Below are 23,331 nucleotides of genomic sequence, written 5' to 3' on the forward strand. Positions count from 1 at the left end.
CGCGCGGCCGGGTATCAGTCCGGCATCACCGGAAACCGCACCGTCGCCAGCGCACCACCGCCGGGTGCGGCGCCGAAGTCCAGCGTCGCGCCGATCACCCGCGCCTGCCCCAGCGCGATCGTCAGGCCCAGCCCGTGGCCCCGGCCACGCGCGGCCGTCCCGGTGCGGAACCGTTGCGGCCCCTCGGCCAGCAGGACAGCGGGGAAGCCGGGGCCGTGGTCGCGCACGCACACCACCGTGCCGGCGACCGTGACCTCCACCGGGGCGGCGCCGTGCCGGACCGCGTTCGTCACCAGGTTCGCGACGATCCGTTCCGCCCGCCGCGGATCCGTCCACACCACCCGCGCCGTGGCGACTCGGACGCGCGCGGTCAGCCCGCTGCGGGCGACGGTCTGCTCCACCAGTTCGCCCAGCGGCACCGCGGTCAGCTCGGCGCGCTCGGCCCCGGCGTCGAGGCGGGAGATCTCCAGCAGGTCCTCCACCAGCCCGCGCAGCACCCGCACGCGGTCGCGCACCAGGTCGGTCGCCTCGCCGTCGGGCAGCAGCTCGGCCGCGGTGACCAGACCGGTCAGCGGTGTGCGCAGCTCGTGCGCGACGTCGGCGGTGAACCGCTGCTCGCTGACCAGGCGGTTCTGCAGCGCGGCCGCCATCGTGTCGACCGCGGCCCCGATGTCGGCGACCTCGTCCCCGCCGCGGGCGTTGATGCGGGCGTCGAGGTCCCCGCCCGCGATGGAGCGGGCGGTGCCCGCGACGCGCCGCAGCCGCCGGTTGACCAGCTCGCTGAGCAGGGCGGCGGCCACGATTACCACGGCGACCGTCACCAGCGCGGTCTTCACCACGAACCGGTCCTGTGCCGCGACGTTGCGCACGTCGGTGCCCATGTCGACGCGGACGGCGAGCACGTCGCCGCCTGCGTCCCGCGCTGCCCACATCCACGGCACCGCGGGCCTGGTCGTGTCGTACCAGGTCACGGCCTCGTCCGGGGTCGCCAAGGCGAGCTCCCGCAGGGCAGGGGGCGCGTCCTCGGCGTAGCTGGGCAGCTGCCCGGTGGCCAGGTAGGTGTCCGTGAGGGCTTGCAACGCGGTCACCGCACGCGAGCGGCCCGACGTCTCGGCCCGCGCCGTCGCGCTCTGGTGCACCAGCACGCCGAGCACGAGGGCGACCACGCTCGCCGCGGCCGCCGCCAGCCCTGCGGTCTGCCACCGCAGCGATCGCCAGTTCAGCAGGGCTTTCAGCGCGCTCACGGGCGCATCTTGTAGCCGAAGCCGCGGACGGTCTCGATCCGCTCCGCGCCGATCTTGCGGCGCAGCCGCTGCACGGTCAGGTCGACGACCCGGCTGTCGCCGTCCCACCCGTAGTCCCAGACCTTGCGCAGCAGGGTGGGCCGGTCCAGCACCAGGCCGGCGTTCGCGGCGAACTCCAGCAGCAGCCGCAGCTCGGTCGCCGACAGCGCGACCGGCTCCCCGGCCACGGTGACCTCCAGCGCGCCGGTGTCGACGGTGAGGTCGCCGACCGTGAGCACCCCGGCCGGGCCGGGCGCCTCGTAGCCGGCCCGGCGCAGGACCGAGCGGATACGGGCGACCAGCACCGCGGTGTCGACCGGCTTGGTCACGTAGTCGTCGGCCCCGGCCTCCAGACCGGACACCACGTCGAGGGAGTCCCCGCGGGCGGACATCATCAGGATCGGCACCGTGCTGGTCTCGCGCAGCCGGCGGCACAGGCCGATGCCGTCCAGGCCCGGCAGCATGACGTCGAGCAGCACCAGCCCGGGTGATTCCCGGCGGAACACCTCCAGCCCGGTCAGCCCGTCCGCGGCGGTGGTCACCGCGTAGCCGTAGCGCGACAGCGCCAGCGTGAGCGCCCTGCGGATGACCTCGTCGTCTTCGACGAGCAGAACCGAGACCGGAGCAGACATCGCCGCCAAGTTACCCCACGACTGGCAGGGCCGCCGTCACCTCGCCGACCAGTTCAGCCAGTTCGGCGGGCCGGGACAGGAACGGGGAGTGGCCGCCGGGCAGGTGCCGCACCACGTCCGCCATGCCTTGAGCGATTGCCCGGTCGACGAACAGCCCGGGCAGGCTCAGGTCGTCGTCGCAGACGACCAGGGCCGACGGGATCGTCCGCCACGACGCCCGGGTCAGCTCCTCGGTGAACGCCCTCGCGCTCTGCGGGCGCAACAGTCCCACGGCCTTGCGCGTCCAGTCGTCCGGGACGTCGGGGTAGAGGGCCTGCTCCGGGTCGGGGCCCGGTGCGAAGTCCGCGTCCGCCGGGAACCACGGCCCGCCCAGCGGCGTGATCACGGACTCGCCCTCCGCCAGCATGTGCGCCGCGAGGTAGATGATCCGTTCGACGGTGGGGCCCGCGGCCTCGGTGGCCGGGACGCCGCCGTAGGAGTGCGCGAGCACGGTCACCGGGCCGTCGATCGCCGCCAGGTGGTCCCGCACCGCCCGCGCGTCGTCGCGCATCCCGGCCGCCGGGTCGCCCCACGTGCTCGGCAGGTCCACGGCGGACACCGCCCACCCGCGGCTCTCCAGCTCGGGCACGAACAGTTCCCAGCACCACGGGCCGTGCCAAGCCCCGTGCACGAGCACCAGGTTCCGTGTTCCGTCGGTCATGTCGTCCTTCTTTCTTCCAGGCAAATCCGGGCGGTCGCCGCGGCCACCGCGGCGAGACGGGCGTAGTCCACTGTGTCCGGACGGTCGGTGGCACGGTGGTAGTGGGCGTTGCGGAAGTTCGCGGTGTCGGTGACCATCAGCGACGGCACCGAGCGGTTCCAGAACGCAGCGTGGTCGCTGCGGCCGAGGTGGTTGAGCACCGGGACGAGCACCCCCAGTGCCACGCCGGCCGGGCCGTCCGGACGCGGGTCGCGCAGCGGCACCGACCGCAGCCCGTGTGCCGCGGCCGCGGTCTGCCAGGCCCGCGCGAGCGCGGCGGAGGAGCGCCGGTGGATCACGGCCGCGAAGTCACCGCGAAGGCCGCGGGAACGCACCTCGCCCGCCGCCGTGGGAAAGGCCAGCGCCATCCCGCCGGGCAGGCGCTGGCTGCCCGGCACGTCGGAGTAGTAGCCCACCGACTCCAGGCACACCACCGCTCGCAGGCCGGTCAGCCGGCGCGCGGCGACCTTCGCGCCGATCAGCCCGAGTTCCTCCATGTCGGGGAAGACCAGCGTCACGGGCGCGTGCTCGTCGGCCGCGCGCACCAGCCGCGCGACCTCCAGCGCGGCGGCGACCCCGGACGCGTTGTCGTCCGCGCCCGGACTGCCCTGCACGGTGTCCAGGTGCGCGGCGACGACCAGCGCCGGGCCGGTCGCGCCGGGCAGGCGCGCGATGAGGTTGGTCCCGCTCAGCCTGCGGTGCAGGCGCACCTTCAGCGGCATCGCGCGCGTGCCCGGCCGGTCGCTGACCCCGAACCGCCAGCGCACCGTGAACGGGTCGCGGCGCACGGACCAGCCGGCGGCACGCAGCTCGTCCTCGACGTAGCGGCGGGCGCGGTCCATCGCGGCGGGCGCGTGGACGGAACCACGCGGCTCCGCGGCCAGCGCCGCCACGTCGGCGGTCAGCCGCGCGACGCTCACGTCCAGTTTCACCCGGCCAGCCTGACCGGCCGCCGCCGACGTCCGGTCGACGTGCCGCGTATACGCCACGTACACGGCGCGGGCGTACCGTCGTGGTGTCGGAAACCCGGGGGGAGCGGCTGTGCGGCAGGTCACGTGGTCCACTTCGGACGTCGAGCCCCGCGAGGCCACCGGGTACTGGCGCGACCTCGTGTGCGCCACCTTCGTCCGGGTCCGCGTCGACCCGCTGGCCGACGAGGGGTTCACCGGCACCGTCAGCCACACCGACCTCGGCGGGATCGGCGTGTCCCGGCTGGCCGCGCAGCCGCAGAGCGTGCGCCGGGACCGCGCGCTCATCGCGGGCGAGGACGACGGGTACCTGCTCGCCAATATCCAGCTCACCGGGCGCGGCCTGGTGACCCAGCACGGCCGCGCCGCCGTGCTGGACCCGGGTTCGCTGGTGTTCGTCGACAGCACCGAGCCCTACGCGATGGAGTTCGCCGGCGCCTTCACGCAGCTGGTGATCCGCATCCCGCAGGCCCAGCTGCCCCGGCGCGACCTCAGCGCGTCCACCGCGGTGGCGCTGCCGGGGAAGGGGCCGGCCGGGGTCGTGACGACGTTCCTCTCCGGGCTCGGCGACCTCGCCGCGCCCGCGGCCCGCGACCTCGTGCCCCACGCGCTGGGTCTGGTCGGCACCGCGCTCGGCTGGGCCGCCGGGTCCGATTTGGACGGCAACGCGGAGTTCGTTCGGGAACGGATCCAGCGATTCCTGCGGCTGCACGCCGGCGATCCCGGGCTCGACGCCGAGACGGTGGCGGCGGCGTGCGGGGTCTCCCGGCGCACCCTGTTCCGCGCGCTGGCGGGCAGCGAGTCGTTCGGCGCGCAGCTGCGCCGGCTCCGCGTCACCCGCGCCCAGGAGCTGTTGCGCGCCAAGCCGTCCTGGCCGCTCGACGTCGTCGCGGGCGCGTCCGGGTTCGCCGGAGCGGCCCAGCTGCACCGCGCGTTCAAGGTGCTGACCGGAGTCACCCCGGGCGAGTACCGCCGTGGCACGCGACGTCACGGACCCGGGCACTGATCGTCAGCCCGCCCCGGCCGCCACCGCCCACACTGGACCCATGTCCGAGAACCCTTCCCCCAGCGCGCGCCTGCTGATCGGCGCCAGCGGTTCCGCCGCCGTCGCCCTGCTGCCGATGTACATCTCCGCGTTGCGCGGCTCGTTTCCCGGGAGCGTCACGGTCCTGATGACCCACACCGCCGCGGAGTTCGTCCCGGCGTCGACGATCGCGTTGTTCGCCGACAAGGTCGTCACCGCGGGCGACCGGACGACGTGGGCGCGGGACAACCACCAGACCCTCGCGGCCGGCCACGACCTGATGGTGGTGCTGCCGGCGACCGCCAACGTGCTGTCCGCCGCCGCGACGGGCGCCGCGCCCAGCCTCCTGACCGCGGCGATCACCGCCGCTCCCGCGCCCGTCGTGTTCTTCCCCGCGATGTCCGCGGAAATGTGGGCAAACCGGGCAGTGCAGCGGAATGTGGGACAGTTGCGACAGGACGGACACATCGTCGTCGACCCGGTCCCGGCGCCCCGCTACGACGTCGCCGCCGGCGCGTTCGTGGAAAGCCCCGCGCCGCCACCGCCGCCGCGGTTCGCCGAGATCGTGCGGGACCGGTTGTCCGTTCACATGCCGTCAACAGAACGCGGCTAATGTCGGCATGGTGAAGACCATCAACACGACCGAGCCCGTCGCGCTGATCGGCGCGGGCGCGCTCGGCACGTTCCTGGGCCACCACCTGGCCCGCGCGGGACACCCCGTGATCGTGTGCGGACGGTCCGAAGTGGACCGCCTCGTGGTGACCGACGAGACCGGCAGCCGCGAGGAGCCGGTGAAGTGGGTGGCCACGCCCGGCGACCTGCCCCCGGTGCGCTGGGCCGTGCTGGCCGTGAAGATCGGGGCCACGCCCTCGGCCGCGGACTGGCTCGCGAAACTGCCCGCCGACGGGGGAGTCCTCGTCGCGCAGAACGGCATCGACCAGCGGGAACGGGTGGGCCCGCTGACCGCCGCGACGGTGGTCCCGGCGCTGGCGTGGCTCAACTGCGAGCTCGTCGGGCCGGGCCACACCCGCAGCCGGACCACCGGACGCGGGATCGTGGTGCCCGACGACGACGGCGGCCGCGCGGTGGCCCGGCTCTACGACGGTTCCGGTCTCATCGTCGAGACCAGCCCCGACCTCCGGCTCGCGTCGTGGGAGAAGCTGATCATCAACGTGGTGACCAACTCGCTCACCGCGCTGACCGGGCGGCGCATGGAGATGCTGGGCGACCCGGCGCTGCGTGCCATCGCGATGGACCTGGCGGCCGAGACCGCCGCGGTCGCCAGGGCGGCCGGGGTGGGCCTGACGGGCGCGCGGGCCAGGGAGATCGTCGAGTGGATCAGCGGGATGGACCCCGGCATGACCACCTCGATGCTGCAGGACCGCCAGGCCGGACGCCCGCTGGAGCACGACGGCCTGCTCGGCCCGGTCGTGACCCTGGCCGGTGAGTATCGGGTGCCGGCGCCGGTGACCACCACGGTCCTGCGCCTGTTGCGTGGCCTGCCGAGCTGAAGTGTGGGGAGCGCGATGCTCCCCTCGCGCGATCTGCCGCACTGAGAACGCGAAAACGCCGTCCGCACCGGAGAAACCCGGCGCAGACGGCGTTCTTCACGCGACTGTTCAGAACCTCGTGCAGCGGTAGCTCGACGCGAGCGCCGGGTCACCGTAGCCCTGGTAGCGCGACACCTGCGGCAACGGGCACAGGTCCCGCGACGCCGAACCGTCCAGCGTGGTCGCGGCCAGCGTGGCCGGGGCCTTGCCGTGCTCGACCCAGTCGACCAGCGCGCCCAGCGCGTTCACCGGCTGCGCGCCCGCGCCACCACCGCAGTGCTGCACACCCGGGGCGAGGAACAGGCGGTAGAAGTCGTTCACCCGCTCCGCCCCACCCATCCGCTGCTCGACCTGCGAGCGGTAGGCGAGCGTGCCGCCCGGCGGGATCAGCTGGTCAGCGGTCCCGACGAACGTGATCAGCTTGCCACCCGAGCGGCGGAAGTCCGACAGGTCCGGGTCGGAAGTGCCGATGACCCGGTCGTACTCCCGCACCGACTGCCGGAACAGGTCGCGGTACTGGGCGTAGGTCAGCTTCGACGTGTCGAAGCCCGGCTGCTTCTCCAGGAAGGCCTGCACCCACTGCACGGCCACCGGGAACCCGGGCGCGGTCAGCTGCCCGTCGGGACCGGGCGCGGTGCCCGCCAGCCACGTGTAGTCCGCGCCCTTGGGCAGCCCGGACCACAACGACCGTCCGCGTTCGTCGGTCGGGCCGTTCCAGATCTTGCGCATGACGTCCGCGTCGGCGGTGGTCACGGTGACCTCCTGGCCGTCGCAGAGCACCTTCTTGCCGACGAGCGAGCGCGGGTCGTAGCCGCACTCGTCCGGCCGGTCGATGATGCCGTTGGTGACCCCGTCACGGGGATCGCACGCCTGGATCGCGGCCTGCTGGAACGCGCCGAGCACGCAGTTGCTGACGAAGTGGTGGTCGTTGTTCATCACGGTCTGCGGCCACAGGGTCGCCACCGCGAACTGCGTCCAGTTCACCGCGGGCGCGTTGGCGAGGATGCCGTCGAAGTCGTTCGCGTACTTCTGGGCCTCTTCGTAGCCCTGACGGCCACCGGTCGAGCAGCCGTTCCAGTACGCGTACGACACGCCGCGCTGGTAGTGCTCGCGCACGACGTCCTTGCCGATCACGGCCGACTCGTGCACCGAGCGGGACGCGAAGTCGGTCAGCAGGGCCTGGTCGACCGTGCCGTCGGCGGTGACCACCCAGCTGGTGTCGAGCTCGCTGCGCACCCCGGCGTCGGTGGTCACGCCCGTGTAGCCGTCCTTCACGGCCTGCACCAGCGGCGGGCCGAAGTTGCCCGCGGCGTAGGCGCTGCCGCCGACGCCCTGCAGGCGGCCGGTCCAGCCGGTCTCCGGCAGCGCGACCGCGATCTTGACGTGGTCCCTGCCGGTGTGGGTGACCGTCACGGTGATCTAGCAGTACGCCGGCACCCCGGTGATCTCGCTGGCCGGGGCCAGCGGGGTGGCGGGGAACGAGACGGTCCCGCCGTCGTGGTGTTCCGCCTGCACCGACTCGATCTTCGCGCCCTCCGGCGCGGTGACCGGCACCGCCGCGCAGGCCGGGGTCGCGGCCTGCGCGGGCGCGAGCTGGGTCGACGCGCTCGCGGCGAGGGGGATCAGCGCGGCCAGCGGCATGGCCGCCGCCAGTAGCCCGGTCAGGCGTCTGGCTCTTCGTTTTTCAGGCATTTCTGGCACCTTCCTTCCGGGCCCGACCCTAGGAACCGGAAGTTGACGATCGATGGACGTTCCGCGGACGGAGGTCACTCGAAGGAACAGCCGGGGTTGGGCACGTCGACGGCGAGCGGCTGACCGACCGGGCTCTGGTAGAGCACGTCGAGCACGACCGGCGTGCTGCCCAGGTTGCGTCCGATGTGGACGTATCCGGGTCCGCTCTCCTCGGAGACGATCTGCCCGGCGTGGTAGACGCCATCGCTGGCGCAGCTGGAGTCGTTGTGGCTCAGCACACCCTGCTTGACGTACCCGGTGACCTGGCCGGGGTGGTAGTGCCAGCCGGTGCTGCCGCCCGGCGCGAGGGTGATCTCCTTCAGCACGTAGTCGGTGTTCCCGATGACGTGGTCGAAGATCGTGACGGCCGAGACACCTTGGCCGGGGGTGGCGTCGGCCGTGCCGGGCAGGACGGTCAGCGCCAGTCCGGCGGCTGCGGTCACGACGAGTGCGGTTTTCTTGATCATGCGGCCGAAGTTAGGGCGGCGCTGTGAACAGCGGCTGTACGCGGTGTCGACGCGCGTCGATCACGCGTACACACCGCGGCGGCACCATGGCGGCCATGTCGGACAACACTTCCGGGGAGACCCGGGCACTCGCCCTGCCCACCCTGCTGCGGGGCGCGATCGAAGCCGCCCGGGACGAGGCCGAGAAGCTCGGCGACCTGCCGGACCACCTCGTCGCGGAACTGCGCGCGTCGGGCGCCTTCAGCCTGCTCACCCCCGCCGCGTACGGCGGGCTGGAAGTCCCGGTCACCACCGCGCTGGCCGTGTACGAGCACTTCGCCCGGATCGACCCCGCCACCGCGTGGGTCGTCTGGAACGCCAACTTCGGCTTCACCGCCGCGATGCTGAGCGAGGCGGGCGCCGCGAAGATCTGGACCGGCGGCGGCGAGCCGGTGTTCGCCAACGCGGGCCAGCCGGGCACCGCCGTCGCGGTCGAGGGCGGTTACCGGCTGTCCGGCCGGTGGCGCATCGTCAGCGGCGTCAACCACGCCGAGTGGTTCGTTCCGCTCGGCGTCGTGATGGACGGTGAGCAGCCCGCGATGACCGAAGCGGGCAAACCCGACGTGCGGCTCTTCCACATCTCGCGGGACCAGCTGAAGATCGAGCACACCTGGAACGTCAGCGGGATGCGCGCGACCGGCAGCCACGGTGTCGTCGTCGAGGACGCGTTCGTTCCCGCCGAGCTCACCGCGAACATCGACACGCCGCTGCGCCTGGACCGGCCCATCTACCGCATCAACCCGGTCCTGCTGGTCTTCGCCGGCTGCACCGCGGTCGCGCTGGGCACGGTCCAGCAGGCGATCGACGAACTGGTCGCGCTCGCCCCGGGCAAGACCACCGCGTTCGGCGGCCTGCTCGCCGAGCAGCCGCGCGTGCAGGAGCTGCTGGCCCGCCACGAGACCGCGGTGCGCGCCGCTCGGTTGTTCCTGTTCGACGTGACCAGGCGGATCGACGACACCGCAGGCCGCGTCGCGCCGGTCACGCTGGACCTGCACGCCGACCTGCACTCGGCGATGGCCCACGCCGCGACGGTCGGCCGGGAAGCCCTCGTCGCGGTGTACGAGCTGGGCAGCTCCACCTCGCTCTACCTGGGCAACCGGCTGGAACGGCTGCACCGGGACGGGATGGCCGCGTTGCAGCACGTCAACCAGGCGCCGGAGTTCTTCGGCGGCTCGGGCCGGGTGCGGCTGGGCCTGGACCACGGGCTGCCGCTGTTCTGATGGCGCCGGGGGATTCCCCGCTCCTTGGGCAGCCACCACCGCGTGGCGGGTCGCTGCCTGGACGAACCGGTTGAGCCGGGCCGAGCGCACCGATTTCGGTATCGTCGCCGTCGGGACATCGAGGGCAGGGGTGCGGCGGGATGGGGTTGTTCGGACGGGAAACCGAGCTCAAAAGACTGCGCGAGCTCGTGGACGGCCCGGGGGAGTGCACGGGTTTCCTGCTGACCGGGGAAGCCGGCATCGGGAAGTCCGCGCTCGTCGCGGAAGCAGCCGCCGCCGCGTCGGTCGCCGGGGTGCGCGTGCTGACGGCGACCGGGGTGGAGGCCGAGCAGAACCTCGCCTACGCGGGCCTGCACCAGCTGCTCTACCCGGTGCGGGCCGGGATCGACGCGCTGCCCGCGCCGCAGAAGGCCGCGTTGCGGACCGCGCTCGGCCTCGCCGACGGGGACGAGCCCAGCACCTACCTGGTCGGCCTGGCGACGCTGACCCTGCTGGCCGAGGAGGCCGCGGACCAGCCGCTGCTGCTCGTCGCCGAGGACGTGCACTGGCTCGACCGCGCGAGCGTCGACGTGCTGGCCTTCGTGGCCCGCCGGATCGACGCCGAGCCGGTCGCCCTGATCGCGACCCTGCGCGACGGCGACCGCTCACCGCTGCAGGACGCCGGGCTGACCCCGATGCCGGTCGAGCGGCTGTCCGACGAAGACGCCGTGGCCCTGCTCGACTCGGTCGCCCCGGACCTGGACCCGCCGGCGCGGGAGCAGGTGCTCGCCCAGGCGGCGGGCAACCCGCTCGCGCTGGCCGAACTGCCCGCCGCCGTGGCCGAAGCGGGCGTGCTCGATCCCGTGCTGCCGCTCAGCGACCGCCTGGAACGGGCCTTCACCGCCCGGGTCGCCGACCTGCCCGCCCCGGCCCGCACCGCGCTGCTGGTCGCGGCGCTCGGGCAGAGCGACTCGGTCGCCGAAACGCTGTCCGCCACCGGGCTCGTCCTGCAGGACACCGTCGAGGTCGACGTGCTGACCCCGGCGGTGGCCGCCGGCCTCGTCGACGTCGCGGTGGGGGCGGTGACGTTCCGGCACCCGCTGATGCGGTCGGCCATCCCGGCGGCCGCGACGCTCACCGAGCGCAGGCAGGCGCACCTGGCGCTCGCGGCGACACTGGTCGCGCACCCGGACCGGCGGGCCTGGCACCAGGCCGCCGCGACCACGAGCGCCGACGAGGCGGTGGCCGGGGAACTGGACGACGTCGCCGAACGGGCCCGCCGCCGCGGCGCGGCCACGGCCGCGATCGCCGCGCTCGAACAGGCCGCCCGGTTGTCCGAGCGGCCGGACCGGCGCGCGGTCCGCCTGCTGCGCGCCGCGGAGCTGGCGGGCGACTGCGGCCGCCGCGAGACGGTCGACCGGCTGGTCCGCGAGGCGCAGACCCTGGAACTCACCCCGCGCCAGCAGGTCGCCGCGGCGTGGCTGCTCAGCGCGTTCGAGGACGGGGTGCGCGAGGACATCACGCGCGTCGCCGAACTCGGCGAGCTGGCCGCGCAGGTCGCCGGCGACGGGCACACCGAAGCCGCGGTGCGCATCCTGTGGAGCACCGCGATGCGCTGTTTCTGGTCCGAACCCGGCCCGGAGACCCGGCGCGAGCTGCTGGCCGTGTCGGACCGGCTGCCGCTGCCCGCCGACGATCCACGCCAGGTCGCGATCGCCGCCTACGTCGCACCGTTCGAGCGCGGCGAGACCGTGCTCGACGGGCTGCGCACCCTCGCCGGCTCCGCGGGGGCGAACTCCGCGGTCGACCGCTACCTGGGCAGCGCGTCCCTGCAGGTCGGGGCGTTCGACCTGGCCGCGCGGTTCTCCGCGGCGGCCGCGCCGGGGTTGCGGGCCCAGGGGCTGCTCGGGCTGCTGCCGCGGGCGCTGGCCGTGCAGGCGTGGAGCCGCACCCGGCTCGGCGATCTGGCCACCGCGGTGCCGATCGCCGCCGAGGCCGCCCAGCTCGCCAAGGAGACGCAGCAGCCGTTCATGTTCGGCCTGGCCACAGCGGTGCAGGCCGAGATCGCCGCGTTGCGGGGCGAGCACGAGCAGGCCACCGCGCTGGCCGACGAGGCCGAGCGCGCTGGGCTCGCCGCGGGCGCCCGGCCGGTGCTGGCGACCGTCCAGCTCGCCCGCGGGCTCACCGCGCTGAGCGAGGGCCGCTACGAAGACGCGTTCGCCGACCTGCGCCGCGTGCTCGACCCGGCCGATCCGGCCTACCAGCTGGCGTTGCGGGCCTACTTCCTCGCCGAGCTGACCGAGGCCGCGGTCCGATCCGGACAGGGCGACACGATGCGGGACATCCTGGCGGAGATGGAACCGCTCGGGAAGACCACCTCGTCCCCCGCGCTCCACATCGGACTGCGGTACGCGCGGGCGGTGCTCGCCTCCACCGACGACGCCGAGGAGCTGTTCCTGGACGCGTTGCGGGCGGATCTGACCGGGTGGCCCGCCGAGCGCGGGCGGGTGCACCTGGCGTTCGGCGAGTGGTTGCGGCGGCAGCGGCGGGTCGTGGAGTCGCGAACGCACCTGCGGACGGCGCGGGAGACGTTCGACGCGCTCGGGATGACCGCGTGGGGTGAGCGGGCGCGGCGGGAGTTGCGCAGCGCGGGGGAGTCGAGCCCGAACCGCGGCCCGGACGCGCGGGAGAAGCTGACGCCGCACGAGCTGAGCATCGCCGAGCTGGCCGCGCAGGGGCTGACCAACCGGGAGATCGGGCAGCGGCTGTACCTGTCGCACCGCACGGTGGGCACCCACCTGCACCGGATCTTCCCGAAACTGGGGGTGAGCTCCCGCGCCGACCTGGCCGGGATTCTGGAAAACCTGGGGTGACGTACACGCGCAGCGTCATCCGACGGGCGCGGAACCCCGTGCGTGGTGCCTAGCGTCGTCGACGTCAACGGGTACCTCGCACGGGAGAGTTTCGAGATGATCAGCAGGAGACTGTTCGGGCAGACGATCGCGGCGGGCGCGGCGGCGGCGTCGCTGGCCGCGTGCTCGCCGAAGGGGGCGCCGGCCGCGGCTCCCGCTCCGGCGCCGGGCGCGGACCTGCGGACGGGCTCCGGCGAGCACACCTCGCTCGGCCCGGTCAAGCAGGTCACCGCCGGGGTGCTGGACATGGGTTACTTCGAGTTCGGGCCGGCGACCGGGCAGCCGGTGGTGCTGCTGCACGGCTGGCCCTACGACCCGTACAGCTACGTCGACGTCGCGCCGTTGCTGGCCGCCCAGGGTTACCGGGTGATCGTGCCGTTCCTGCGCGGGTACGGCAGCACCACGTTCCTTTCGGCGCAGACCGTGCGCAACGGGCAGCAGTCGGCGATCGCGCTCGACGTCATCGCCCTGCTGGACGCGCTCAAGATCGACAAGGCGATCTTCGGCGGCTACGACTGGGGTTCGCGCACGGCCACGATCATCGCCGCGTTGTGGCCGGAGCGGGTCAAGGCGCTGGTCGCGGTGAGCGGGTACCTGATCACGAACCTGGCGGCGAACCTGCAGCCGCTGGCGCCCGCGGCCGAGCTGGGCTGGTGGTACCAGTACTACTTCGCGACCGAGCGCGGGGTGCTGGGCTACACGGAGAACCGCCACGACTTCACCAAGCTGATCTGGAAGAACGCGTCCCCGGCGTGGAACTTCGACGACGCGACGTTCGACCGGAGCGCGGCGGCGTTCGAGAACCCGGACCACGTGGCGATCGTGGTGCACAACTACCGCTGGCGGCTCAGTCTGGCCCCGGGTGAGCCGCAGTACGACGTCTACGAGCAGAAGCTGCAGACCGCGCCTGCGATCACCGTGCCCACGATCACGATCGGCAGCGACTTCGACGGCGCCGCGGCGGACGGCATGGCGTACCGGAGCAAGTTCACGGGCAAGTACGACCACCGCGTGTTCGCCGGCATCGGGCACAACGCACCGCAGGAGGCGCCGCAACCGTTCACGCGAGCGATCGTGGACGCGGACCACTTCTAGGGCTGGACGGTCCACTGAGGACAGCCGCCCGGGGCGCGTGCCCCGGGCTTTTCTCTTTCCCGCGAACCCACCGCCGGCCGCCAACGCAACGCCCTCAGCAGCCCGCCCAGGCCCCTCCCCACCCCCGATCCCCAGCCCAGTTCGGCGGCCGATCAGGGGTTGTCAAGGTACTCTTTCCAGCCTTGACAACCCCTGCTCGGCCGTTGAAAGAATGAGAAATCGGGGCGGGCTTCACCCGGTGCGAGCCTGCGAGCCCGGCGCCCGAGAAACCCGCGTAGCGAAAAGCGCCCGGCCAAAAGCCGGGCGCCCATTCGCACCAAAGTCAGCTCCGCTTCGGAAGAAGAAACGCGAGAAGCGTCCCCAGCACCACCAGCGGCGTGATCCACAGGAACGCCCCACCGATGTTCCCCGCCACATCATCACCCAGCAGCGTCCCGAACACCGCCACCCCGAACGCCGCGCCGATCGACCGGGCGAAGGTCACCACCGCGCTCGCCGCGCCGATGTCCGCCGCCGGGACCGCGTTCTGCGCCGCCGTCAGCGCGACCATCGGCACCATCCCGATGCCGACACCGGTCACCAGGAAGTACAGCACCAGGACGATCTGCGACGCGCCCGGCGCCAGAGTGCTCAGCAGCACCAGCCCGGCGACGTTGAGCACCATCCCGGCCACCAGCACCACCCGCACGCGCGCCGGGTTCGCGATCCACCGGCCGGCCAGCGACTGGCTCACCACCAGCCCGATCACCAGCGGCAGCATGTGCACGCCGGACAGCGTGGCCGACACCCCGTCCACCACCTGCAGGTACGTCGGCAGGTAGACCAGCACGCTGAACATGGCGACGTTGGCGACGAACCCGACCACCGAGGCGATCACGACCGTCCGCGAGGTGAGCATCGACAACGGCAGCACTGGCGCCGCGGCCCGGCGTTCGACCGGGATCACCAGCGCGATCAACACGACCGCCGCCACCGCGAGCCCCAGGACGCCCGGGGACGCCCAGCCCCACCGCTCGCCGAACGAGGTGATCAGGATCAACGCGGTCGCCGCCGCGGCCAGCAGACCCGCGCCCAGGTAGTCGATCCGGGCGGCCGGGCGCCGCGCCGCCGCCGGCAGGTACCGCGCGGCGATCGCCACCGCCACCAGGCCGACCGGCACGTTGATCAGGAACGCCCACCGCCACGACAACTCGTCGGTGAACAGCCCGCCCAGCAGCGGCCCGGCGATGCTCGCGACGCCGTACACCGAGCCGAACCGGCCCTGGTACCGGCCGCGTTCCGCCGGCGCGACGATGTCGCCGACGAGCGCGAACGTCAGGACGATCATCCCGCCGCCGGCCAGTCCCTGCAGGGCACGCGCGGCGACGAGCTGCGGCAGGTCCTGCGCCAGCCCGCACAACGCGGACGCGACCAGGAACGCCGTGGTGGCGACGAGATAGAGGCGTTTGCGCCCCAGCATGTCGCCGAGCTTGCCCCACAACGGGGTGGCCGCGGTCGAGGCGAGCAGGTAGGACGCGGTCACCCACGCGATGTCGCGGAACCCGCCGAGGTCCCCGGCGATCCGGGGCAACGCGGTCGAGACGATGGTCTGGTCCAGTGAGGCCAGCAGGACAGCCAGGACGAGGGCTGTCACCGCCGGTCGCACGGCGGGTCTGGCGGGGATGTCGACGGTCGTCATCGTTGCGCCTGCACCGGGATCGTGACCGTCTTGTACTCGGTGTAGGTGCCGAGCCCGACCGCGCCGTACTCGCGGCCCAGCCCACTGGCCTTGAACCCGCCGAACGGCCCGTCGAACCCGATGGGCGCGCCGTTGACGGTGATCGTGCCGGTGCGGACGCGGCGCGCGACCGCCAGCGCGTGCGCGGGATCGGCCGACCACACGCCGCCGGACAGGCCGTATTCGGAGTCGTTGGCGATGCGGACCGCGTCGTCCTCGTCGTCGTAGGCGATGACGACCAGGACCGGGCCGAAGATCTCCTCCTGCGCGATGCGCATCGAGTTGTCCACGTCGGCGAACAGCGTCGGCGTCACGTAGAAGCCGTTTTCCAGCCCCGCCGGGACTTCCGGGCCGCCGGTGACGAGCCGGGCGCCCTCCTCGATGCCGGTCCGGATGTAGCCGAGGACGCGCTGCTGCTGGTCGCGCCGCACCATCGGGCCGATGAACGTGGTGTCCTGAGCCGGGTCGCCGACACCGAGCGACTCGACGAGCTCCTTCAGCCCGGCGACCACCTCCCCGTAGCGGGCGCGCGGCGCGAGGATGCGGGTCTGGGCGATGCACGACTCGGCGTTGTTCAGCAGGGAGGAGAACTTCACGCCCTGGATCGCGGCGCCGAGGTTGGCGTCCGGCAGGATGATCATGGCGGACTTGCCGCCCAGTTCCAGGCTCACGCGCTTGAGCTGCTCACCGGCCAGCGAGGCGATGCGGCGGCCGGCGCGGGTCGAGCCGGTGAAGGCGATCTTGTCCACGTCCGCGTGCTTGACCAGGTGCTCGCTTGTCTCGCGGTCCGCGGGCAGCACGCTGATCACGCCCTCCGGCAGGCCGGTCTGCGCCAGCAGATCCGCGAGCAGGTTCATGCTCAGCGTGTTCTCCGGCGACACTTTGAGCACGACCGTGTTCCCGGCCAGCAGCGCGGGCAGGATCTTCGCCATCGCCGAGGAGAACGGCGAGTTCCACGGGATGATCGCGGCGACCACACCGACCGCCTCGCGGCGCACGACCGAGCGGAACGGCGCGGCGGGGTCGGAGGGTTCGAGGGTCTCCTCCCAGCCGAACTCCTCCGCCGCCTTCAGGTAGGCGTTCGCCTGACGGGTCAGACCGGGCTGGCCGGCCTTGGTGAACCACAGGGCCGAGCCGTTCTCGGCCGAAATCAGCGCCGCGATCTCGTCGGCGCGCTCCTCGCGGAGCTTGTTCAGCCTGCGGATGACGGCGATCCGCTCCGCGGGCGAGGTGTGCGGCCACGGCCCCTCGTCGAAGGCCTTCCGCGCGGCGGCGACGGCCCGGTCGACGTCCGCGGGCAGCGCCTGCGCGGCGCGGCCCAGCAGCGACTGGTCGTGCGGGGACCGGATGTCCAGCAGCTCCGGGCTGCTCGGGGTGGTCCACTCGCCGCCGATGAAGAGCTGCTCGTTGATGATCACTGGGTGCTCCCTCCGAATTTCAACTGCCTCATCACTGTAGCACTTAATTGCCACAGTGATGAGGCGGTTTCTGTCCGGAGGGTCACACTTCAGCGGAAGCGCCTTCGGCGTTCCGGCTGCCCAGGTGCGCGGTGTGCCCGAGCCCGGCCCGCCGCCGCGCGGTGCCCATTCGTCGCCGGCGCTGGTGATCCTGCAGCCTGGAACTCGTCACGGCGGGCAGGTCAGCTCGCCTGGTGGATCACGTCGACGACGGCCTGCGGGTTCGCCGCCGGCACCGCGTGCGGCGAGTCGACCTCGGTGATCGTCGCGCCCGCGCGCTGCGCCTCGAACCGCTCGGCGGCGGGCGGGATCGCCTGGTCGCGGGTCGCCACGATCGCGAACTTCCGCACGTTGCCCGGCGCCGTGGTGGCGACCTTCTCGTCGAAGGCTGCGGCCAGGATCGGCCGCTGCCCGGCGGCGGACACCGCCGCGTCGGCGGCCGGCAGCCCACCGGCGAACAGCGCCGCGAAGCTGTCGGTGTTGACGTACAGCTCGGGGCCGTCCGGGCTGTCCACGGTGTGCGTCGTGGCCGGGCCGATCAGCGTGCCGGGGAACTGCGAGTTCAGCTGCCCCGCCGTCTCACCGGCCTGCGGGATGAACGCGGCCACGTAGACCAGGGCGCGTACATCCGGCGCGGAGGCCAGCTCGCTGATCAGCAGACCGCCGTAGGAGTGCCCGACGAGGATCTTCGGGCCCTTGATGGCGTTCAGCACACCCTGCAGGGCGGCGGTGTCCGCGGCGACGCCGCGCAGCGGCACGGCCGGCGCGACCACCGGGTAGTTCTCGGACTGCAGCTTCCGCGTCACCTGCGCCCAGGACGACGCGTCCTCGAACGCGCCGTGCACCAGCACGACGGTCGGCTTCGGTCCCGGGGGAGGCGTCGTTTCGGCCTCCGCTCCGCAGGCGGCCAGCACGGACGCGGCGAGCACCGCGGCCACCGCTGGGAAGATCTTCATCGAGGAGCTCCGTTCACTGTGGACAAAACGGGCTCGAGCCCGCCACCGGGGACAGCGGGGGCGGGCTCGAGGTAGGGGGGAGAGGTCAGGCGACGGTGGCGTCGAGGGTGACCTCGATGTTGCCGCGCGTGGCCTTCGAGTACGGGCACAGCTGGTGCGCGCCCTGGACCAGCTCGTCGGCGGTGGCCTGGTCGACGCCGGAGGCCTCCAGGTGCAGCGCCGCGCTCAGCTTGAAGTCGTTGGCCTCGGTGTCGTGGTGCAGGGTGATCTCCGCGACGACGGCGAGGTCGCTCGGGTGGATCTTCTTCGCGGTGGCGACCCGGCGCACCGCGCCGATGAAGCAGGACGCCCACCCGGCGGCGAACAGCTGCTCCGGGTTGGTGCCGTTGCCCGCGCCGCCGAGCGCCTTGGGCACGCCGAGCGTGACGTCCAGCTGCCCGTCGTCGGACCTGGCGTGACCCCCGTTGCGGCCCTCCGCGGTGGAGGAGGCGACCGCGGTGTAGGTGATCTCAGACATCGGCTTTCCTTTGCGTTCCGTGGTGTGTGCCGACCACGTTACGAACGCCGGAACCGCCGCGGCGACCGTCGCACGACGTCACCGGTGTACGTCATCCCCGGATCAGACCAGTGCCGCGCTGATCCGCGCGTGCATCCGCCGCAGTCCGGGGCCGGGCTCCAGTCCCAGGTCGTCGTCGAGCAGCCGGGCGATCCGCTCATACGCCGACAACGCCTCGTCCCGCCGGCCTTCGCTGTCCAGCGCCCACATCAGCAGCTCCCACAACCGTTCCCGGTAGGGCTCGCCGGTCGTGGCCAGCGTCAGCTCGGCGATCGCCTGCGCGCAGTCGCCCTGGCCGATGTCCAGCGCCCAGCGCTCCTCCATCGCCGACGCCCGCAGCTGCTCCAGCCACGTGCGGCGGCCCTCGAAGAACGGGCCGCCCAGCCCGTCGAGCGCGGGCCCGCGCCACAACGCCAGCGCCCCGCGCAGCAGCCGCGCCGCCTCGGCGTCCTCACCCCGGTCCCGTGCGTCACGCGCGTCGGCCGTGGTCTGGCGGAACACCGTCACGTCGACCGCGGCCGGGTCGACGAGCAGCTGGTACCCGCGGCCGGCGGACCGGATCTCCGCCGACGTGCCCCCGCCCGCGGCGCCGGTCAACAGCCGGCGCAGGCGCGAGATGTAGGTGCGCGTCGTGACGACCGCGCTGCGCGGCGCCTCCGGCCCCCACAACGCGCCCACGATCTCCTCGAGCGTGACCTGCCGCCCCTCGCCGAGCAGCAACAGGGCGAGGACCCCGCGCTGCTGCGGGGATCCGGCGTCCAGCTGATGACCGTCGTGCCACACCCTGATCGGGCCCAGCAACCCGAAACTCACCCCGGCCATGATTGGTTCCCCCGCCCTTCCGCGACGCGCGAGATTGTGAAGTCGAGCCTGGGCTCCTGCGACCGGCCCTGCCTCCACTGTGTCAGAGGCGCCGTGCCGGCGTCGCGGGAACCCGCGCACTTCGCTTCGTAGACACGACGTCTACGCGTTGTCTGCACCACTGCTCTAGGAATGGTGCGCCGGCAACGGAAGCGCTGTGAACGAAAGGGTACTCGGTGAGCAAGGACGTGCGGGCCACTGTGGCGGAGCTCGCGGATCAGGGCGTCGTCGGGATCACCGTCGCCTGGGCCGACAACAACGGCATCACCAGGTCGCGGACCGTGCCGCCCCGCGGGCTGCCGTCCGCCGTGCGCACCGGGATCGGCGTCACACCCCCGTGCGCGGTCTTCGACTCGCACGACGCGATCACGTTCGGCCACAAAGGACTCGGCACGCCATCGGGTGACGTCCGGCTCGTGCCCGAAGCAGACCGCATCGTCCGCTTGTCCGGTCAGTCCGGCTTCGCCTGGGCGCCGGGCCGCCTGGTCGCCGCCGACGGCTCGGACTGGCCCTACGACCCGCGCGGGGTGCTCGAACGGCAGGTCGCGCGCGCCGCCGCCGCGGGACTGACCGTGCGCGCGGGCTACGAAATCGAGTTCCAGCTCACCGCGGCCGACGCCGGCGAGTTCCGCCCGGTGCACGACGGGCCCTCCTACGGCCCGCTCCGCACCCTGGCCGTCGACGGGTTCGCCGAGCAGCTGCTGCGCGACCTCGACCACAACGGCATCGGCGTGCACCAGTTCCACGGCGAATACGGGCCGGGGCAGTTCGAGCTCAGCATCACCGCGCAGGACCCGCTCACCGCCGCCGACCAGCAGCTGCTCGCCCGCCAGACCATCCACGCGGCCGCCCGCACCCACGGTCTGCGGGCGAGCTTCGCGCCGCTGGTGGAGACCGGCACGGTCGGCAACGGCTGGCACCTGCACACCTCGATCAGCCGCGACGAGGTCAACCTGCTCGAAGGCGGCAGCGGACCGCACGGGCTCACCGACGACGGCGCCGCCTACCTCGCCGGCCTGCTGCGCGACCTGCCCGCGGTCCTCGCCGTCACCGCCCCGAGCGTCGCGTCGCTGCTGCGGCGGCGCCCCGGATTTTGGTCCGGCGCCTACGGGTTCTGGGGCCCGGAGAACCGGGAAGCCGCGCTGCGGCTGGTCCCGGGCTCGCCGTTCCTGGGCGCCGGCCGCGCCAACGTCGAACTCAAGCCGTCGGACGCCTCGGCCAACCCCTACCTCGCGCTGGCGGTCGTCATCGCCGCCGGGATCGCGGGCGTCGAGGACCGCCTGACCCCGCCGGACCCCGTCCAGCAGGACCCCGGCACCTGGACCGACGCCGAGCGCGCGGCCGCGGGCATCCGGCTCCTGCCCTCCACTGTGGACGAGCAGCTCGCCGCGCTGGCCGGCAACGCGCGGATCTCCGCGGTCCTCGGCGCGGAACTCGCCGACGCGTTCCGCGCCGTGCGGGAATCCGACGCCGCGTGGGCGGCGCAGCGCTCGCCCGACGAGGTGGTCGCGGGACACCGCTGGTTGTACTGACCAGCGGTGACGTACAAGCACAGCGTCACGTGACGCTCGCGAGGGCCGTCCCGGCAGACCTACTTTCCGGGTATGCACCGCCGGGCAGCCGTGATTGGACAGCAGAACGTGGTCTCGACCCCATGCCGTTTCACCATCCTCGGACCGCCCGGCCTCCGCTGCGGCAACGCCGAGCTGGAACTGGGCGCGCCCCAACAGCAGGCCGTGCTGATGCTGCTGTTGTCGCGCAGTGGCAGCTTCGTCCGGATCGGCGAGCTCATCGACGGCCTGTGGGGCGATCGCGCCCCGGCCACCGGTGAGGCCGTGATCCGCACCTACATCTCGCGCATCCGGCGCGTGCTCTCCGAGCACGGCCTCGGCTCGGCGATCCGCTCGCAGTCCGGTGGTTACATGCTCGACCCGTCGCTGTTCGCGCTCGACGCGGACGAGTTCACCCGGCTGGTCGAGACCGCCCGGCAGGAACGCGGGAACGGGGACGTGCCGGGCGCGGCCAAGCACCTGCGCGAGGCGCTCGACCTGTGGACGGGCACCGCGCTGGCCGGGGTGCCGGGCGAGGCCGCCGAGCGGGAACGCTCCCGCCTGGAGCGGCTGAAGCTCATCGCCACCCAGGAGCTGTTGCAGCTGCGCCTGGAGATGGGCGAGCACGCCGAGGTGGTGGCCGAGGTGCCGCTGCTCATCCAGCTGAACCGGCTGGAGGAGCCGCTGTACGAGATCTACCTGCTGGCCCTCTATCGCAGCGGCCGCCGCGCCGAGGCGCTGGAGGTCTACCGGATGGTCTACGACCTGCTCGGCAAGGAGCTGGGCGTCAGCCCGGGGCCGCGCCTGCGGGCCATCCACGAGAAGATCCTGCGCGCCGACATCGACGCCGAGGACGAGTTCGTGCCCGCCCCGCGGCCACGGGCCGTGGCGCCGGTGACCGGGGAGCCGGCGACCCGCCCGGCCGGTGCGGCACTGGACCGCGCCGTCGGATCCCGGTTCGTCGGCCGGGACGCCGAGCGCGCCGCCTTCGCCGCGATGCTCGGCCGCAGGCGCGGCGACGGCCTCGTGGTGTTCTTCGTGTGCGGTCACGCGGGCGTCGGCAAGTCGACCCTGCTGCGCCGCTACGCCGACGACGCCGCGGCCGCCGGCCGGACGGTGTGGCACCTGCACGACGTCAGCACCGCGGAGCTGCGGGAACGGCTGGACCAGCTGGCCGAAGGGCTGACCACGGCGTCCGCCGGGCCCGTGGTGCTCGTCGACTCCTTCGAAGGGCACGGCGAACTCGAACCGTGGCTGCGCGACGAGTACCTCCGCACGCTGCCCGCCGACTCGATCGTCGTCGTGGCGAGCCGGCTCGGGCCCAGCGTCTGCTGGATCACCGACCCGGCGTGGTCCGGTTCGATCGTGGCGCGGCAGCTGGAAGCCCTCAGCGCCGCGGAGTCGGCGGCGCTGGTCGAGGCACGCGGCGTCGATCCCGGGTTCGTGCCGTCCATCGTGGACTTCGCGGCGGGCAACCCGTTCGTGCTGTCGCTGGCCGCCGAGGTCGGCCGCAGCATGTCGGCGACCGGGCAGCCGTCGCGCCGCGAGGCCGTGCGGTTCGTGGTCGACACCGTGCTCGACACCCTGATCGGTGCGGTGCCGTCGCCGCAGCACCGGTGGGCGCTGCACGTGTGCGCGCACGCCCGGTACACCACCGAGGACCTCCTGCGCGTCGCCGTGCCCGGCGGGGACGCCGCGGAGCTGTTCGACTGGCTGCGCGTGCAGCCCTACGTCGAGACGCCCGGGCACGGCCTGGACATCAACGGGGTGCTCCGCGAAGCGCTGGAGGCCCACCTGCGGTGGCGGGACCCGGTGGGCTACGAGCGGATGCACCGGCGGATCCGCGACTACACGATGAACACGCTGCTGCGGGACTCCACCGATCCGCGGGCGAGCGCGGCGGTCCTGCGGACCATCAGCCACCTCCGGCGCCGCGGCGGCGTGACGAACCGGTACGTGTCGGCGACGGGGGAGCCGGACGTGCGGGCCACCGGGGTCACCCCGGCCGACCACGACGAGCTGGTCGCGCTCGCGCACGAAACCTACGGCGAGTTCACCGCGTCGTCGGTCCGGTTCTGGCTGAACCGCCAGCCCGGCGGCTTCTACGTCCTGCGCTGCGTCCACAGCGACCGGTTGCGTGCCTTCATGAGCTGGCTGACCGTGCGCGAGCCGGCGCCCGAGGAGCTGGAGGCCGACCCGGTGATCGCGGACGTCTGGCAGGACGTCGCTCGGCGGAACCTGCCGCCCGGGGCGCACTTCGGCATCGCCCGGCACCTGATCTGCCCGGCGTTCGAGTCCAAGCCGAACCCGATCACCGACGTGTTCCTGGCCAGGATGATGCGGGGCTGGGTGCACGAGCCGGGCCTGGCGGCCTCCTACCTGGTCATCGCGAACCGGCAGCTGTGGGCGCCGTTGATGGACTACCTGGACCACTACGAGGTGAACTGCGCCGGGTCGAGCTACCCGTACGCGATCTTCGGCCACGACTGGATCGCCGACCCGCCGTCGTCCTGGCAGGACCGCCACCTGGAGGACGAACTCTGGGCGCCGCGGCGCCCGGACCTCTTCCGCCGTGAAGGGCATTGAGGCGCCGCG

Annotated in this window: 18 protein-coding genes and 1 pseudogene; 8 read left to right on the top strand and 11 right to left on the bottom strand. The window is 73.1% G+C overall.

The window, feature by feature from the left end:
* Nucleotides 1-14 precede the first annotated feature (14 nt).
* From AMY39116_RS0319310 to AMY39116_RS0319325, 4 genes are read right to left on the bottom strand one after another with little or no spacing between them, the layout of a single operon-like run.
* Nucleotides 15-1,244 carry a HAMP domain-containing sensor histidine kinase gene (locus AMY39116_RS0319310; RefSeq protein WP_020419282.1) on the bottom strand — a complete coding sequence of 410 codons (1,230 nt, stop codon included), beginning with the start codon at nt 1,242-1,244 and terminating at the stop codon, nt 15-17.
* Complete coding sequence (gene cseB, locus AMY39116_RS0319315; RefSeq protein ID WP_039791646.1) at nt 1,241-1,915, bottom strand: two-component system response regulator CseB; 675 nt, start codon at nt 1,913-1,915, stop codon at nt 1,241-1,243. The genes AMY39116_RS0319310 and cseB overlap by 4 nt, the downstream gene beginning before the upstream one ends.
* A 10-nt stretch (nt 1,916-1,925) precedes the next feature.
* Nucleotides 1,926-2,615: an alpha/beta hydrolase gene (locus tag AMY39116_RS0319320; protein ID WP_020419284.1), complete on the bottom strand. Its 690-nt coding sequence runs from the start codon at nt 2,613-2,615 to the stop codon at nt 1,926-1,928.
* Nucleotides 2,612-3,649, bottom strand: a complete 1,038-nt coding sequence (locus AMY39116_RS0319325) for a M28 family peptidase (protein ID WP_020419285.1) — start codon at nt 3,647-3,649, stop codon at nt 2,612-2,614. Before AMY39116_RS0319325 ends, AMY39116_RS0319320 begins: the two co-directional genes overlap by 4 nt.
* A 46-nt stretch (nt 3,650-3,695) precedes the next feature.
* Here AMY39116_RS0319325 and AMY39116_RS0319330 point away from each other — a divergent pair, with 46 nt between their 5' ends.
* Genes AMY39116_RS0319330 through AMY39116_RS43215 form a run of 3 tightly spaced genes read left to right on the top strand, consistent with a single transcriptional unit; the run spans nt 3,696 to nt 6,157 of the window.
* A complete protein-coding gene (locus tag AMY39116_RS0319330) occupies nt 3,696-4,628 on the top strand; it encodes an AraC family transcriptional regulator (protein WP_020419286.1) in 933 nt (310 codons plus the stop codon).
* Nucleotides 4,629-4,668: 40 nt separating this feature from the next.
* Nucleotides 4,669-5,259 (top strand): flavoprotein, encoded by a 591-nt coding sequence (locus tag AMY39116_RS0319335; protein ID WP_020419287.1) that lies wholly within the window; start codon nt 4,669-4,671, stop codon nt 5,257-5,259.
* 7 nt (nt 5,260-5,266) lie between these two features.
* The gene (locus AMY39116_RS43215) at nt 5,267-6,157 is read left to right on the top strand and encodes a ketopantoate reductase family protein (protein ID WP_020419288.1); all 891 of its coding nucleotides are present in this window, start codon (nt 5,267-5,269) and stop codon (nt 6,155-6,157) included.
* 108 nt (nt 6,158-6,265) lie between these two features.
* Here AMY39116_RS43215 and AMY39116_RS43220 read toward each other — a convergent pair.
* Together AMY39116_RS43220 and AMY39116_RS0319350 are read right to left on the bottom strand one after the other, a co-directional pair.
* A pseudogene (locus AMY39116_RS43220) lies at nt 6,266-7,837 on the bottom strand (tannase/feruloyl esterase family alpha/beta hydrolase).
* A 125-nt stretch (nt 7,838-7,962) separates the two neighbouring features.
* Nucleotides 7,963-8,394 (bottom strand): cupin domain-containing protein, encoded by a 432-nt coding sequence (locus tag AMY39116_RS0319350; protein WP_020419291.1) that lies wholly within the window; start codon nt 8,392-8,394, stop codon nt 7,963-7,965.
* Between the two features lie 95 nt (nt 8,395-8,489).
* On the opposite strand from AMY39116_RS0319350, the gene AMY39116_RS0319355 reads away from it, so the two are divergent.
* From AMY39116_RS0319355 to AMY39116_RS0319365, 3 genes are all read left to right on the top strand, one after another.
* Nucleotides 8,490-9,653, top strand: coding sequence for an acyl-CoA dehydrogenase family protein (locus AMY39116_RS0319355; RefSeq protein ID WP_027936058.1), 1,164 nt, complete (start codon nt 8,490-8,492; stop codon nt 9,651-9,653).
* Nucleotides 9,654-9,793: 140 nt separating this feature from the next.
* The gene (locus tag AMY39116_RS0319360; protein ID WP_020419293.1) at nt 9,794-12,505 is read left to right on the top strand and encodes an AAA family ATPase; all 2,712 of its coding nucleotides are present in this window, start codon (nt 9,794-9,796) and stop codon (nt 12,503-12,505) included.
* Between the two features lie 96 nt (nt 12,506-12,601).
* Complete coding sequence (locus AMY39116_RS0319365; RefSeq protein WP_027936059.1) at nt 12,602-13,639, top strand: alpha/beta fold hydrolase; 1,038 nt, start codon at nt 12,602-12,604, stop codon at nt 13,637-13,639.
* 322 nt (nt 13,640-13,961) lie between these two features.
* Here the strand turns inward: AMY39116_RS0319365 and AMY39116_RS43225 are convergent, their stop codons facing one another.
* From AMY39116_RS43225 to AMY39116_RS0319395, 5 genes are all read right to left on the bottom strand, one after another.
* The gene (locus AMY39116_RS43225) at nt 13,962-15,317 is read right to left on the bottom strand and encodes an MDR family MFS transporter (RefSeq protein ID WP_020419295.1); all 1,356 of its coding nucleotides are present in this window, start codon (nt 15,315-15,317) and stop codon (nt 13,962-13,964) included.
* Nucleotides 15,314-16,774, bottom strand: a complete 1,461-nt coding sequence (locus AMY39116_RS0319375; RefSeq protein WP_020419296.1) for an aldehyde dehydrogenase — start codon at nt 16,772-16,774, stop codon at nt 15,314-15,316. Before AMY39116_RS0319375 ends, AMY39116_RS43225 begins: the two co-directional genes overlap by 4 nt.
* A 221-nt stretch (nt 16,775-16,995) precedes the next feature.
* Nucleotides 16,996-17,769: an alpha/beta hydrolase gene (locus tag AMY39116_RS0319385; RefSeq protein WP_020419297.1), complete on the bottom strand. Its 774-nt coding sequence runs from the start codon at nt 17,767-17,769 to the stop codon at nt 16,996-16,998.
* Between the two features lie 85 nt (nt 17,770-17,854).
* Nucleotides 17,855-18,286: an organic hydroperoxide resistance protein gene (locus AMY39116_RS0319390; protein ID WP_020419298.1), complete on the bottom strand. Its 432-nt coding sequence runs from the start codon at nt 18,284-18,286 to the stop codon at nt 17,855-17,857.
* A 102-nt stretch (nt 18,287-18,388) separates the two neighbouring features.
* Nucleotides 18,389-19,147, bottom strand: coding sequence for an AfsR/SARP family transcriptional regulator (locus AMY39116_RS0319395; protein ID WP_020419299.1), 759 nt, complete (start codon nt 19,145-19,147; stop codon nt 18,389-18,391).
* Nucleotides 19,148-19,362: 215 nt separating this feature from the next.
* On the opposite strand from AMY39116_RS0319395, the gene AMY39116_RS0319400 reads away from it, so the two are divergent.
* Nucleotides 19,363-20,718, top strand: a complete 1,356-nt coding sequence (locus AMY39116_RS0319400) for a glutamine synthetase family protein (RefSeq protein ID WP_020419300.1) — start codon at nt 19,363-19,365, stop codon at nt 20,716-20,718.
* A 72-nt stretch (nt 20,719-20,790) separates the two neighbouring features.
* Entirely contained in the window at nt 20,791-23,322 is a 2,532-nt protein-coding gene (locus AMY39116_RS46200) for a BTAD domain-containing putative transcriptional regulator (RefSeq protein WP_157358614.1), read from the top strand.
* The last annotated feature ends 9 nt before the right edge of the window (nt 23,323-23,331 follow it).

It is taken from the genome of Amycolatopsis sp. ATCC 39116 (assembly GCF_000231075.2).
In the GTDB taxonomy this organism is placed as follows: Bacteria; Actinomycetota; Actinomycetes; order Mycobacteriales; family Pseudonocardiaceae; genus Amycolatopsis_E; species Amycolatopsis_E tucumanensis.

Bases quoted from the DNA above. Each gene is read 5' to 3' on its own strand.
- cseB (WP_039791646.1), bottom strand. From the start codon at position 1,915: ATGTCTGCTCCGGTCTCGGTTCTGCTCGTCGAAGACGACGAGGTCATC.
- AMY39116_RS0319320 (WP_020419284.1), bottom strand. From the start codon at position 2,615: ATGACCGACGGAACACGGAACCTGGTGCTCGTGCACGGGGCTTGGCAC.
- AMY39116_RS0319335 (WP_020419287.1), top strand. From the start codon at position 4,669: ATGTCCGAGAACCCTTCCCCCAGCGCGCGCCTGCTGATCGGCGCCAGC.
- AMY39116_RS43215 (WP_020419288.1), top strand. From the start codon at position 5,267: ATGGTGAAGACCATCAACACGACCGAGCCCGTCGCGCTGATCGGCGCG.
- AMY39116_RS0319350 (WP_020419291.1), bottom strand. From the start codon at position 8,394: ATGATCAAGAAAACCGCACTCGTCGTGACCGCAGCCGCCGGACTGGCG.
- AMY39116_RS0319355 (WP_027936058.1), top strand. From the start codon at position 8,490: ATGTCGGACAACACTTCCGGGGAGACCCGGGCACTCGCCCTGCCCACC.
- AMY39116_RS0319360 (WP_020419293.1), top strand. From the start codon at position 9,794: ATGGGGTTGTTCGGACGGGAAACCGAGCTCAAAAGACTGCGCGAGCTC.
- AMY39116_RS0319365 (WP_027936059.1), top strand. From the start codon at position 12,602: ATGATCAGCAGGAGACTGTTCGGGCAGACGATCGCGGCGGGCGCGGCG.
- AMY39116_RS43225 (WP_020419295.1), bottom strand. From the start codon at position 15,317: ATGACGACCGTCGACATCCCCGCCAGACCCGCCGTGCGACCGGCGGTG.
- AMY39116_RS0319385 (WP_020419297.1), bottom strand. From the start codon at position 17,769: ATGAAGATCTTCCCAGCGGTGGCCGCGGTGCTCGCCGCGTCCGTGCTG.
- AMY39116_RS0319390 (WP_020419298.1), bottom strand. From the start codon at position 18,286: ATGTCTGAGATCACCTACACCGCGGTCGCCTCCTCCACCGCGGAGGGC.
- AMY39116_RS0319395 (WP_020419299.1), bottom strand. From the start codon at position 19,147: ATGGCCGGGGTGAGTTTCGGGTTGCTGGGCCCGATCAGGGTGTGGCAC.
- AMY39116_RS46200 (WP_157358614.1), top strand. From the start codon at position 20,791: ATGCACCGCCGGGCAGCCGTGATTGGACAGCAGAACGTGGTCTCGACC.